We start from the raw sequence: 13,512 nt of genomic DNA on the forward strand, positions 1-13,512 counted from the left end.
GGTTCCAACTCCAAACGCGCCATCACAATGGCACAAGCGAAAGAGAAAGCCAATGGATCAGTCGAAAAGACTGAAAACCTCGAGCAATCTTTACCAGTCGGCACGAACGGTGCGTCCGAGTTCACTCTCACGCATCTTAGGGCGTGACTGGAAAATGGCCATTCCCTTCGTGATCCCGATCGTCCTCATCATGGGCGGGCTGATCCTGTACCCTTTCATCAACGCCGTGCAATTGAGCATGACGACGCGTTCGCTGATCACGCGCACCGAAGTCTTTGTCGGGTTTGACAATTACGCGCGCCTCTTTCAGGATACCGACTTCATCAGCTCAGTCCGCAACACGCTCGTGTTCACGCTCGCCTCCGTCAGCATCAAGTTTGTGATCGGGATTGGCATTGCTCTGCTGCTGCATGGACGACTGCCCGGACGCAACATCCTGACCGCGATCATTCTGCTGCCGTGGATTGTGCCCGAGGTCGTCACCGCGCTGACGTGGCGCAGCATCTACGATCCGGTCTTCGGCGGCCTAAACCCCATTCTGCAGAGCCTCGGGATCATTGACCGCCCGGTGGCGTGGCTGGCCGAACCCGGTTTAGCCATGCCCAGTGTGATCGCCGTCAATGTATGGAAAGGGATTCCCTTTTTCGTCATTCTGCTGCTCGCGGGTCTCAAAGCGATTGACCGGGAGCAGTACGAGGCGGCTGAAGTGGACGGCGCGAGCGTGGTGCAGCGCTTCCGGCACATCACCATGCCGGGCTTGCGCTACGTGATCATCACGACGCTGCTGCTGTCCTTCATCAACACCTTCAATACCTTTGGCCTCATCTACCTGATGACAGGTGGCGGCCCCGGCGGCGCGACGCGCATGTTCTCAATTCTCGCCTACGAAAAGGCGATTGTCGGGCTGCGCTTTGGTCCCGGCGTCGCGACCGCGCTCAGCATGGCGCCCTTCATGGCCGCGCTGATCTTCGTGCTGGCCCGTGTGATGCGTCCGAGCGAGCAGGTGCAGGTCCGGGAAAAAGTCACGGTGTTTGATCGAATTGGCGAATGGGGAAACCGGTTCGTCGGCCTCGTATTGGATCTGGTCTTGCTGCCGCTGCAGTGGTTGGAACAGGGCGTGAGCGCCCTCATGCGCCTGCTGGTGCCAGCGAAAGGCGATGGTCAGCCCCGACTTCGGCGTTCGCAGTGGGAAGTCTTTGGCGTGAGCACCCGTCTGCTCATGCTGATTCCCGTGTTCATCTTCGTACTGTTTCCGTTCTACTGGATTTTCGTCACTTCTTTCAAAACCGACTTACAGATTCAACGCTTCACATCGATTTATGTGCCCGATCCGTGGACGTTTGAACAATATCGCAGTTTGCTAAGCGATACCCCCTTCCTCACGTGGTTCCGCAATACGCTGATCGTCGCCGTCAGCAGCACGGCGCTGTCAATTGTGATTGCGGCGCTTGCCGCCTACGCGCTGGCGCGCCTGCGCTTCCTCGGCGCGGGTCTGCTCACGACGCTGCTGCTCATCACCTATCTGCTCCCCGCCTCGCTCCTGTTCATCCCCCTGTACCGCATCCTCACGGATCTCGGCGCAATCAACAACTACTCGTCGCTCATCCTGACGTATCCGACCTTCCTCATGCCGTTCGCGACGTGGGTGATGATGGGCTATTTCCGCTCCATCCCCGTCGAATTGGAAGAAGCCGCGCTGATCGACGGCACAACCCGCTTCGGCGCGTTCCGCCGTGTGACTCTACCGCTCGCCGCGCCCGCGCTGCTCTCGGTCACGTTGTTCGCGTTCACCAACGCCTGGAACGAGTTTCTATATGCGTTCGTCTTCATCACCAGCGACAGCCTGAAAACCCTCCCGGTAGGTCTGCAGCTGCTGGTGTTCGGCGACATCTATCCTTGGGGTCAGCTCATGGCGGCATCGCTGATGATGGCGATTCCCGTCGTCATCGTCTACATCTACGCACAACGCTATCTCGTCGGCGGGTTGACCGCTGGCAGCGTCAAAGGATAACGGGACATGAAAATCACGGACGTGCAAGCCTGTGTCATCGGTCGTGAAGAGCCGGACAGCGGCGGCAGCGTATGGACGTTTGTCCGCATCTATACGGATCAGGGCATCGTTGGCACCGGCGAATGCAATTCGGGCGGACCGGGCTTTTCCGGCTTCGCGACCAAGGCGGCCATCCTCGCCATGAAACCCCTGTTGATCGGCGAAGACCCGTTCAACATCAACCTGATATACGAGAAGCTGCGGCGGCGCGGGCGCTACGGCGGGTCGAGCCATGCGCCGCTCATTTTCGCGCTCACGGGCATCGACAACGCGCTCTACGACATTGTCGGCAAAGCGCTGAATGTGCCGATCTACCAACTGCTCGGCGGCAAATTCCGCGACAAGCTGCGCCTGTACGCCGACTGTCATGCCGGTGAGACGAGCGATCCGCAGGCTTACGCGGATAAGGCACTGGAGGTCGTCGCCGAAGGCTATACGGCGGTCAAATTCGACGTCGATCACGCCGTCGAAGGCAAGCTCGATCCGTACAACTGGACAGTCGGCGCGCGCGAGATGAATCAAGTAATCAAGCTGATCGAGGGACTGCGCGCGGCGCTCGGCTATGCCACCGATCTCGCCATCGACTGTCACGGCCAATTCGATCTGCCGTCCGCGATCACGCTGGCGAAAGCGGTCGAACCGCTGCGCCTGTTGTGGCTCGAAGAACCCGTGCCCGCCGAAAACCTCGACGCACTTGCGCAGGTGCGCCGCTCAAGCAGTACGGTGATCTGCACGGGTGAAAATCAATACACGCGCTTTGAATTTCTGGAAATGTTTGAGCGCAAAGCGACCGACGTGATCATGCCGGATCTGGCTAAGGCGGGCGGCATTGCCGAAGCCAAACGCATTGCCGATATCGCTGATGCGCACTATATTCCTATCGCACCGCACAATGTCTCGTCGCCGCTCGGCATGATGGCCGCCTGTCATGTCATGGCGTCCGTCCCGAATTTCCTCGTGCTGGAGTTTCACGGACGGATGATTTCGTGGTGGAACGATCTGTGCGACGGCGACCAGCCCTTTATTGAGCCGGGGTTCATGCGCGTCTCCGACCGCCCCGGCATCGGCGTCGAACTCAACGCCAAGAATGCCAAGGCCCTGCTCTGGAACGACGATACTTACTTCGACTGATTGTGTGCTTGGAGAATTCTGTGATGTCAGACCAACCTTCGGTGATTGAGGTGCAAGCGCGCTGGGATAAAATCCGGGTGACCAACCTGTACGATACGCTGAATGCGATGGGTTACCCCAACCAGTGCCTCGATCTGGGCATCCGGCCGCTGTTTCCTCAGCGGCACCTCGCCGGACAAGTGATCACCGTGCAGGGAAGCCCGTATGCCCCGCCGCTGCACGGCGCCGAGACCGCCAATTGGACGGGGAACTACTTTGAGGCGCTGCGCGGGGCGCTGTATCCCGGCTGCGCGGTCGTGGTCGAGACGGGCGGCGAGCTGCACGCCGGCAAGTTCGGGGAAATGACCAGTTGGGCGCTCAAGCAAGGGGGCGCGCATGGCATCGTCATCGACTCGTTCATCCGCGACTACCTCGGATTGGAAGTCATCCCCGATTTTACGCCGTGCGTGCGCGGCACCTCGCCGATTGAGTCGAACAAGCGCTGGCGCATGACCGCCTTAAACGAGCCGATTGCTATGCCCGGCACACTGACGGCGCGCGTGCGCGTCGCTCCCGGTGACTGGATCATCGGGGAAGCGGACGGCGTGATCGTGGTGCCCAAAGAGATCGCGATGGAAGCGCTCGTCAAGGTCGAAGATGTTGAACGGCGCGAACAAGGCATGCGCGAAGATTTCGCCCGCGGTGTCTCCTTCGATGAAGCCTTCAACAAGTGGGGACGCGCGTAAGACGATTGGTTTCTCGATCAGCGCCCCTCAGACAGGGGTAGGTTTTCAAGTGTCGAGACGAGGCAGGAGCGTAATTCCACCAATTGTGAAATACGCTCCTGCCTCATTCCCACCCCGATTCACCCCCTCCTCTGCCGCGAATTCCACCTAAGGCGAAAGACAGTGCCGCCGCATCCCGCTAACGTGAGAGTCATCTCAGCGAGGATGGAGGCACAGAATGAACAAGTACGCCCGAATGGCCATTGGCATGAGCTTATTCGTCACCGTGTGGTACGGCCTGCAAGCCTGGTTTGTGCAGTCGGCAGTTCGAGCGTCCAGCCCGCTCGCCTTCAACGCGGAACGCTACCTGCTCGCCAGCCTCCTGTTGGGCGGCTTCTGCTTCATCAAGCGCATCCCGCTGACACGCCGCGCTATTCAGGGCGGCGCGCTGCTCGGCACAGTGTTCACGGTTGCGGTCGCGGCGGATACGCAGGGGATCGCGCTTGGTTCGGCGGGGCGCGTGGTCTTTCTCGGCAGTCTCTACGTCGCCTTCCTGCCGCTGTGTGCCCTCCTGTTCCGACGGCCAAACGTACGCGTTGCGGCTGTGATCGGTAGTCTGGTCGTCCTGCTGGGTGGAGGGCTGCTGCTCTACACGCCGGACGGCACCATTGCCAGTGATTTCTTCGGCGTCTTGCGCGCCCTCGCCTTTGGCGTCTATCTGCTGCTGCTGAGTCGCTACGCCCACGAAGACTGGCGCGTGATGAGTCTGGTCTCCGCCGTCGTGGTCGCTGGCTTATCGATTGGCCTCGCTGTGGTGACCGATCAGGCGCGCTTTTCGCTCTCCATCGATGTGCTGGCCCCGGTGATCCTCTCCGCGCTGATCGGGACAATCCTGTGTGCTGCCATCACCTTGTGGAGTGGCCGCTTTCTCAGCCCGGCGCTGATGGGCATGATCAGCTTTCTCGAATCGCCGTTCACCGTGATCTGGGGCATCCTGCTCGGTCGCGAGGTGCTCTCCATCAATTCACTGGCCGCGTTCGCCATCATTTCGCTCGGCGCGGTGCTCGTCCTCGGCGCCAACGCCATTCGAGTGCCTGCGCTGCGACTAACGACCCGCCCTACACGCACCGTCGTCCCGCAAAGCTGAGCGCGCCCGCCGCCTCTAGACCAGACCGAGCTGCTGGGCGCGTAAAATCGCCTGCGCTCGGTTGAGCACCTCCAACTTGCCGTAGATGTGCGTCAGGTGCTTCTTGACAGTGCTCAGTTCGACCACCAGTTGATCCGCGATTTCACGGTTCGACAGACCAGTAGCGATATAGCGGATCACTTCGAGCTCACGCTCGGAGAGCGGCTCGATCAACTGCTCATTGGCCTGCCGAATACGATCGGTGAGCACCGCACCGCCACTACCGCCATCCGCAGCGGTGAGCAGCGCAGCAGCTACCGATCCCATGTCCGCCCCCGCCGCCTGAACCGCAGCGCGGTCGAACACCTCCGCGCCCATGCGCCGCTCAAGCTGCGCTGGCAGACCGGTGAGGTCGAGCCAGCTCCCTAACCAACCGCCCGCCCCTTCGGCCAGACCTAACAAGGCGGCCGCCGTCTGATCATTTCCCATCGCGGCGGCGGCGCGCGCCCAAGCGGGCAGACACAGCCGCTGTGCCCCCCGCGCGCCGATGCGCACCGCATAACTCAACGAACGCACTCGCTGTGCCTGTAGCTCCGCGCCCGGGCGCTCGATCAGCGTGAAGCCCCAATCGAGGAAAAAGCGTACGGTATCATGCGTCGCCAGATCGACACTCTCGCTCAGCAACTCAAACGCGCCATCGAAATCACCGTCGAACCAGCGCAGCAGCCCACGAATGAGGTTCGTCCAGGCGATTCCCAACGGGTGATTCAGGTCAGCGGCAAGGCGTGCGCTCGCCTCGGTGAACAACCGTGCCTCCTCAAAGCGCGCATCGAGCAGCCCATGCAGCCCTAACGTGATTTGCGCCATGAGAATGCTGGAGCATTCCCGCACTTTACGGCTGAGTTCCAATTGTTCGGTCGCCACGGTGATGCTGGCGTCCGCCTGCCCGAGCAGCAGTAAGTCGATGCTGACGTTGTACAACGAATAGCACGCACCGATCAGGTCGCCGCGTCCCCGCCGCAGTTCGACCGCCCGGCGCCCGAGCGTGAGACTCTGCTCCACTCCGGCACGCCGCCCGGCATGCCGCGCCTGAAAGTGCAGCACCCACGCCGCGTAAAATTCATCGCGCAGATGAGTGGCGAGCGCATATGCCTCGGCCAGCGCCTGCTCTGCGCGGTCGGGATCGCTTGCCGTCGCATCGAGCGCATCGCCGAGCAGTATCAGTCCCAGCACGCGGTCGACGCTCGCGGCGGGCAGCGATCCCAGCAGCGCTTCGAGCTCGTCGACGATCAGCGGGTTGAGCGGCGCTCCTTCGCGCCAGCGCCGCATCCAGCACATCCGCACTTCGATTTGCGCGCGTAATGTGCCAGCGCTGCCGGTCAAACGCCCCGCCAGCATCGCCAGAGTCGGCGCGAAGATCGCTTCCAGCGCGGCGTACCGACTGCGCATCATGCCGTACCAGAACAAGCTGTCCAGCGCGCGCGCCACGGTCTCCAGTTCATCGTGTTCGACTGCCCACAGCCACGCCGCGCGCAGGTTTTCGAAGTCCGCCTCGATCCGGTCAAGCGCGTCAAGCTGCCCTTGCCCGGTGATCTGCGCGGTCAGCCCCGCAGCCAGATTGAGAAAATACTGGCTGTGCGTGGCGTACACGGCGTGCTCGTCATCGGCTTGACGCAGACGTTCCAGCGCATACTGACGCAGCAGTTCATGCAATTCATAGCGTCCGGTCGAAACCAAACGCTGAACCAGCGACTTATTGAACAGGTTCATCATCATGCGTAGATCCGCGCCCGCGACCTGCTCGGCAGCATCGCGCGTGAAGCCATGCGCAAACACCGCCAGCCGCAGCAACCCGCGCTGCTCGTTTGCCTCCAACAGCCGCCAGGACGCATCGAAAACTGCGCGCACACTGCGTTGGCGTTCAGGTACGTCGCGCCAATCCGTCTGCAAGATATCGAGATTCTTCTGCATCTCCCGCGCAATTTCGGTGGGCGACAGGAGCGGGAGCCAACTGGCCGCCAGCACAATGGCGAGCGGCATGCCCTGCGCCAACTGGCAGATGTGCACAACAGCGGTCTGATCAGCCGGCGACAGCTCGAAGCTCGGCCGCACTCGGAGCGCGCTGTCCATAAACAGGTGCACACAGCCGGAAGCGAACACATCCGTGCCGGAATCGTCGGCGGGCAGATCCATCCCACCAAGCGGGAACAGACTCTCCGCTGAGAGGTTGAGCTTTTGCCGCGAGGTCGCCAGCAGCTTGACGCCCGGCGCAGTATCGACCAGTGTGCCGACGAACATCGCCGCCTCGGCGAGGTACTCGGCATTCTCCACTACCAGCAGCAGCGACCGTGACTTGATGAACTCCAACACCTGCTGCGCGGGCGGCAGATCGCCCGTCTGCGTCTGGAAGTCGAGCGTTTCCGCGATCAACAGCGCCAGCTCATCGGCTGTCGTCGGCATAGACAGCGTAACGAGCGACAGGCCATCGGCGAACAGCGCGCGGTGGCGCTGCGCGGCTTCAAGGGCGAGGCGCGTCTTGCCGATACCGCCCGCGCCCAAAATGGTGATCAGGCGGATGCGAGGCTGCGTCAAAAGCTCATGCAGTTCTTCCAGTTCGGTCTGCCTGCCGACAAACGGTGTCGCCATGACGGGAAGTTGCTGAATGCGTCGTACTTGATTCGGTGAGCTGATCATGTTGAACTCTTCACCCCCTCCATCCCGTTTATTCCACCCTGGTAGGACGACTCCACGGGTCACACTCTGCTATGAATAAGACAACGTTGTGAGTACTGACGAAAGGAATTTGCAGATGGCGCCGCAGTCTACCAAATCCCTGTTCCCGGTAAATCGTGTCACCGATCCAAGTATCGACTTCGTGGAAGCACTGCAGGAAGACTCGAACATGGAAGTCGATTGGCTCTTCTGGGCGTCCAAGCTGACATCCCGCGACGAGCAGTTGTATTGTCTGGAACGCGCGCTCTACATCCATCCGAACAGCCGCGAAGCCGCCGACGCCCTCCGTCAATTGAGTCAGACGACTCAATCGGCACACCGCCCGGCACTGGTGGCGCGCCGCCGTTGGGTGACTTTCGGCAAGTCCGAAGCGTAGTCTGAGAAAGGTATCCTGATCATGAGCGATTACTTTATGTCGCATGAATACAAGCAGCGGATCAACGACCTGCAGCACCTGCGTGAGCAGATGCGTCAATCCGAAGGACTGACCGAACGCCGGCAACGCATCCAGTGGCGGCAAGTGCGCCCCGCGCGCCTTGTCAAGGCGATGCAGATGATTCTGAACGCCATCGCCCACAAAAAATCCTTCAGTACGGTGGCTGGTCGCCCCATCTAAAGTAGGTTCTCGAAAGAAATCCACGAACGGATGTAGGGGCGCACCTGCGTGTGCGCCCGAAACCGAGCAGACAAATAGATCTGCCGATACATTAAAACTTTCGAAAGACCACTTTAGTTTATATTTGACTTCCGCATGCTTCCACTATACAGCGAATTGGCGCTAGCGCCACGACTGCCGGGCGCTGGCGATTCTGCCCAATCTGTAGGTGGATCAGGCGCTTTCGAAGAACGTGTAAACCGAACACGCCTGTGATGAGTTTATCAAACCTGCGGGGATGCTGAGTTGCTTCCCGAAGATGAAAGATGGCGGAATAGACAAAGAGAACAAACAAGGTGATCTGGGCGCTCCACCAGAAATTGCCATTCCACTGGCGCACGCCCGTTTCGGACAAAAAGTACATCTGAACCGCGCCAGCCAGAAAAGCGAGCCAACTGACGACTAGACCGACATCACGCCGTGCCGTGTGCCAGCGATACAGCACAACCAGCAGCGGAAACAGGATCGACAGGAAGAATAAGAGAATGAGTTGGGGGGACTCCATAGCCAGTCAAATGGCCAACGACGCTGAAGGGCGCAACTGCAATACCGGCCTCCGCGTCACTAAATCCCAGCGCATATTGGGCGATCAGCAGTAGAACAGTCGGCACAATCACAGCCGAGACGATGAGCTTTGTGTTGGCCGCTTCCCCGCGCCAAAAGCGATACCCAACCAAGAGAATCAAAGCGGGAAGCAAGCTCAACATGTAATTGGGCTTGGTGAAAAGACAGCGGGTGACCAACACCGTAACGCCGAGCCAAGTCAAGAACGTGAAGCGCAGTCGATTGCTTAAACCAGCCAAAATTACCACCAAAACGCCCAGCGCGAACGGTTTGAGCACAATGGTGGTCGGACTATGAATGGCATTCGCGACCACATAGCCAAAATAGAAGTTGTTCTCGGCTAAAGTCGGTAAGGCAAGCGGCGCGACGAACACCAGTCCGGCCGTAAACACGGCGGTCTGAAGCGCCCCGCGTGCAGTGTTGGCCATGACCGGACGCAGCAGACCATAGATGATGGGCAGAAGCACGACCTGAGCTGCTAAGACCACCAATAAACCGGCGGTTGTTCGGTCGCCAATGACCAGCGTGAGCGTGTTCACAATCACGTGATAAACAATATGCGGGCCTTCCAACACCCCTTCTTCGACAATCCGCCGCGCGATACGCACATGACCGACAAAATCGCCATCCGGGGTGGAAAACTGAAGCCGCAGCATCCGCCCTTGGACGATGATGGCAAGCGCAACCAGAACACCTAACCACACGTAATCGCGTCGATCCAGCTGGAATAGTGCCGATACTTTAGAGATAAAGTGTGGGGTTCATAATTTCAACGTCATGTAATTGCACCTAATTGATTCCCGTAACTACCAGCTCACCCAAGATTAGCTCCTCGCCCACCTTTTCACCCGTGTACACATTGAAAATCCCCAACCGCACAGCATACACACCCGCCGGAATCGTGGGGGGCAGCGAAAAACGAATGTGATGGTTGAGCATCACGCGCCGTGACCCGGTGTTCCCCGACTCAGCAAAAAACGGGTCGCTGATGTTCACCGAATTGGTGAGTGGATCGTTTTCGGGCGTGACGTGAACAAATGCGGCATAGGCGAGGACATCCGGTGTGATGTTCGCACCAAACTGGTAATCAATACGCAGATCAACCGTTCCCGCGGGTGTGGTGCTCGTCGTCACCAGCTCATAACCGAGCACATGAACGAGTTCGCCAAACCCGATGTCGGTTACATTTGGTAAAGCGAGTCTACGTCCGATCCAGAAGTGCTCACCGACCTGACTGATGTACGGCATTTTAGAGACGGCATCGACGCGATTGCTGATCAAGTAATATGGTGACGCCAGTTCACGCACATCGAAAAACTCGACCGGCATGGACTGGGCTTGAAACCGGATGTCCGCTCCCATAGGACAAGCCACAACGGGCGCAAGATGCCAGACGGTGAAATCGAACTGCACGACTTCATCATCGGGAATGCGGTTTTGCAGCCAACGCACCAATTCCCATTCCTCAGCCGTTGGCTGTGGGAGCTGAGTCGTCTGATATAGTGTGACTGCGCCCGCACACAGGCTGACTACCACCAGAGCGCTGATATACCAGCGCGACAGATGGCGGCGCCACCACAGAACCAATAGCAAACCTACGAGGATGCACGCCGAGGTAACGCCCAGATCCCACCGCGCCGCCGCTGCCAGCCACAATTCCGGCGTTTGCAGCGCCGGGAAGACGACAATCCCGCCCAGCAGCAGAAAAAGAATCAGCCGCCAATGGGGTCGCGGCGGGAGCACCACCATCAAGACCGCTAACCACCAGAGCGGCGGCGCGATGAGCAGTAAGCTGAGAGCAGCCGCCGTCGACACCCCTTTGAGGGCGGCTCGCCGCCAACCCGAGCGAGTGCTTTCACCTAACCCATACGCCCATACGCTCAGCATCAAAACCAGCGGTGCCGCATCATATGGTGTTATCCAGCGATCACTGGCGACCTGCCAGGGTGCTACCGCGGTGAACAAGCCCGCCGCCCACCACCAATTCGACCCTAAGCTGCGGCCCAGGCGCAGTATCAGGGCGACGGTCACGAGACCTGCCACGACGCCCGCAAGCCGCAGTCCAAGCCGATCTGCAAGCTGCGCTTCGGCGGAGAGGAGCGGTCTCGGCGGGATTCGACCGGATAAGGTCGTTAGGGCACCTTGCGGCGCAATGTTCCAGTTGTATAGTGAGGTGGTTTGCTCGGCAGCGAACAGCCAATATTCTTCCGGCACAGTGAGACACACATCGCTTAAGCCGTAAGTGACCGCATTCAGGCGTAGTAGGGCAGCCAGCAGCAGGATCGCCGCGCTCGCTAACATCGATCGGCGCATCAGTTCGCCTCGTCGGGACGATAAAAAACGAAGTTTTCAAACCGTCCGGCTTCCACCAGCCCCGACGGCGTTGCTTGCTGAAGCAGGGGGCGCCAATCCGGGAAATAGACTTGGTTACCGCAGACCATGAGCAGAGCGTTTTCTGCCCAAAGTCGCGGAAGCAGGTGCTCCGGCGTGTCCCAACCGGTCGCGAACTGCAAGCGATAAATCAACTGCAAGCGCGCATGACTAAAAGACAAGATTGAGTCGCAAAAGGTATAGATTGGTTGCTCGTACCAGCCTTGCTCGACCAACCACCCATCGAGTGCCGCGCCGGTGGCCGCGCTGGCTGAGGTTCGATACGCCATGACCGGCACTTCCACAGCGCGGCGGCCAGCGTACTGCAGGTTGGGCACGAGCAGTACAATGAGCAGCACGACTGCGAGCCGCCGCGACCACCGGCCTCGTTCCGTAAGCTGAATCAAGGTGCTCGCAAGGATTAACCCGAACAAAGGCAGGTAAAAGATGACGTGGATGGGATAAGGCCAGATCGACAGAAGGAAGGAATACAGCAGATTGAGAACAATCAAGGCTGCACAGATCCATTGGGCGGTTCGGTAACGTGGCGTAGACCACAGCAATCCAGCGATGCCGATCAACCACGCCAGCGTTGACCAATGGGAGAGCAAGCCAGTCAACGTGTCGGTGACGCGCCGCCAAATGACGGGCCACTCAACTGGGGTGCGATCCAGCAGCGTAAAAACGCCAGTCACGGCTGTACTCAATTCGGCATTGATGTTGTTGCGAATGTAGAGAAAGTTGAGTGCAAAAGGAAGGCACAAGACCGCAAAAACTACACTCGTGGTAATCAAGGCGCGCAGTGCAGCCCGATAGCCCTGCTGCTTGAAAATCAGCCAGGCCGTCGCCGGCACGAACAGAGCATAGGTTACCCCCTCAACCCTTGTGTAGACAGCCAATGCCAGCACAGCGCCGAAAAGCACAGCCGTGCCAAACCGAGGTTGACGCGTAACCAACACCGCGGCGACGAGACACCAGACGGTTGCGGCTGTGAAGGAGACCGTTGCCCAGAACAGGCGCAGGGTGTCCAGAAGTGAAGCATTGACAAGCACGAGCGTGACCGCCAGCCAAGCCACCCGCCGATCCTTGTACAGCCAGCAACCTAGTAAATAGACACCCAGTAAAATGCACCACAACAGAAACGCATTGGTGAGCATCCCGGCCAACAGCACATCAGCGACGAACAAATTGACCAACCCTACGAGACTGGGATAGGTCAAGGTGTAGACAAATAGATCCGGCAAGATACCCTGCCAGATGAGACGGGCGCGGTTGAGATACCAGAAGTTATCGAGGTAATTCAACTCGTCCGTAGTCTGGGTTGAGATGATGAGGAGGAAAACCGGTACGACAAGCAGGGCAATGATGAAGGCTGCTTGCATGACATGCCGTGAACGGACCATCATAGTGTGCTGCAATACCCCAAAACAGTAATGGCGCTGGCGCTGCAGCTAGTATATCTCAATCAAGGTTCGGTGGGCGCAATAAACTGAAATCGTGGATAATTACTCGCCATATCTAAGGGTCAAAATGCACGGAAAGCCGACCTATAAGAATAGGTGTACGCTAGACGTCGAGCCATAAGCGCTGTCATCGTCAGATGGTGCGCCGTTTGGCGCACACCTAATTTTACGAGCCAGCTTTCCGTACACTTTTTAGTTTGCCATTGGGTCGGGGAGGAGAAAGTTATTCTCAACCGCGGCAATAATGAGTTTGTCACTCAAGGCGTAGCCCAGCGGTTGGCCGATGCGGTTGTGTTTCGTCACGCGAAAGAAACCTTGATCCACGAACTGCTCGAAGTCCTCGTGATTTGCGTGATGCCAACCTAACGAGCGAAGATTGATTTTGCCACTCTCGAAAATGGCGGTGATGTTCGCCCCCATGACGACGTTCCACTCCAAGCCGATTTGTGCTTGCTTTAGTCCCGGCGCGAGCCTTCTCAACAGGTGTCGCTGTTTGTCGTTCAGTACATATTCCGCCATCATCGTCTCCTCTGGTCATGTGTCATTACAATATTCATTACTATCCTACACCCGATTTCGGATTTTGCGAACATCGACCATGAAACTGGCGACCTCAGCGTAAAGTTTTTGGAGAAACAGTGCGCAATGATGAACCAGTGCCCGGAACACGCCCAACGGCAACCAGGCAAGCAGCGATCCTCGCGGCGAGCTGTTCT

General features: G+C 58.9%; 12 protein-coding genes. 7 read left to right on the top strand and 5 right to left on the bottom strand.

What is annotated here, in order from left to right:
• The first annotated feature begins 154 nt into the window (after positions 1 to 154).
• The 4 genes from IPK17_RS29635 to IPK17_RS29650 all read left to right on the top strand — a co-directional run bounded on the left by IPK17_RS29635 (position 155) and on the right by IPK17_RS29650 (position 5,032).
• Entirely contained in the window at positions 155 to 2,011 is a 1,857-nt protein-coding gene (locus IPK17_RS29635; protein WP_343421307.1) for an ABC transporter permease, read from the top strand.
• Positions 2,012 to 2,017: 6 nt separating this feature from the next.
• Entirely contained in the window at positions 2,018 to 3,181 is a 1,164-nt protein-coding gene (locus IPK17_RS29640; RefSeq protein ID WP_343421308.1) for a mandelate racemase/muconate lactonizing enzyme family protein, read from the top strand.
• Positions 3,182 to 3,204: 23 nt separating this feature from the next.
• On the top strand, positions 3,205 to 3,906 hold the full coding sequence (locus IPK17_RS29645; RefSeq protein ID WP_343421309.1) for an RraA family protein: 702 nt from the start codon (positions 3,205 to 3,207) through the stop codon (positions 3,904 to 3,906).
• A 217-nt stretch (positions 3,907 to 4,123) separates the two neighbouring features.
• A complete protein-coding gene (locus IPK17_RS29650; protein ID WP_343421310.1) occupies positions 4,124 to 5,032 on the top strand; it encodes a DMT family transporter in 909 nt (302 codons plus the stop codon).
• Positions 5,033 to 5,047: 15 nt separating this feature from the next.
• Here the strand turns inward: IPK17_RS29650 and IPK17_RS29655 are convergent, their stop codons facing one another.
• Complete coding sequence (locus IPK17_RS29655; protein ID WP_343421311.1) at positions 5,048 to 7,705, bottom strand: LuxR C-terminal-related transcriptional regulator; 2,658 nt, start codon at positions 7,703 to 7,705, stop codon at positions 5,048 to 5,050.
• A 115-nt stretch (positions 7,706 to 7,820) separates the two neighbouring features.
• On the opposite strand from IPK17_RS29655, the gene IPK17_RS29660 reads away from it, so the two are divergent.
• The 3 genes from IPK17_RS29660 to IPK17_RS29670 all read left to right on the top strand — a co-directional run bounded on the left by IPK17_RS29660 (position 7,821) and on the right by IPK17_RS29670 (position 8,805).
• Positions 7,821 to 8,120 (top strand): hypothetical protein, encoded by a 300-nt coding sequence (locus IPK17_RS29660; RefSeq protein ID WP_343421312.1) that lies wholly within the window; start codon positions 7,821 to 7,823, stop codon positions 8,118 to 8,120.
• 21 nt (positions 8,121 to 8,141) lie between these two features.
• Positions 8,142 to 8,360: a hypothetical protein gene (locus IPK17_RS29665; protein ID WP_343421313.1), complete on the top strand. Its 219-nt coding sequence runs from the start codon at positions 8,142 to 8,144 to the stop codon at positions 8,358 to 8,360.
• A 298-nt stretch (positions 8,361 to 8,658) separates the two neighbouring features.
• Positions 8,659 to 8,805 carry a hypothetical protein gene (locus IPK17_RS29670; RefSeq protein WP_343421314.1) on the top strand — a complete coding sequence of 49 codons (147 nt, stop codon included), beginning with the start codon at positions 8,659 to 8,661 and terminating at the stop codon, positions 8,803 to 8,805.
• Positions 8,806 to 8,812: 7 nt separating this feature from the next.
• Here the strand turns inward: IPK17_RS29670 and IPK17_RS29675 are convergent, their stop codons facing one another.
• The 4 genes from IPK17_RS29675 to IPK17_RS29690 all read right to left on the bottom strand — a co-directional run bounded on the left by IPK17_RS29675 (position 8,813) and on the right by IPK17_RS29690 (position 13,318).
• On the bottom strand, positions 8,813 to 9,667 hold the full coding sequence (locus IPK17_RS29675; RefSeq protein ID WP_343421315.1) for a hypothetical protein: 855 nt from the start codon (positions 9,665 to 9,667) through the stop codon (positions 8,813 to 8,815).
• Between the two features lie 85 nt (positions 9,668 to 9,752).
• Positions 9,753 to 11,276, bottom strand: a complete 1,524-nt coding sequence (locus tag IPK17_RS29680; protein ID WP_343421316.1) for a hypothetical protein — start codon at positions 11,274 to 11,276, stop codon at positions 9,753 to 9,755.
• On the bottom strand, positions 11,276 to 12,715 hold the full coding sequence (locus IPK17_RS29685) for a glycosyltransferase family protein (protein ID WP_343421317.1): 1,440 nt from the start codon (positions 12,713 to 12,715) through the stop codon (positions 11,276 to 11,278). The genes IPK17_RS29680 and IPK17_RS29685 overlap by 1 nt, the downstream gene beginning before the upstream one ends.
• Positions 12,716 to 12,988: 273 nt before the next feature.
• The gene (locus IPK17_RS29690; RefSeq protein ID WP_343421318.1) at positions 12,989 to 13,318 is read right to left on the bottom strand and encodes a hypothetical protein; all 330 of its coding nucleotides are present in this window, start codon (positions 13,316 to 13,318) and stop codon (positions 12,989 to 12,991) included.
• Between the last annotated feature and the right edge of the window lie 194 nt (positions 13,319 to 13,512).

The sequence above is a fragment of the Candidatus Flexifilum breve genome (assembly GCF_016713355.1).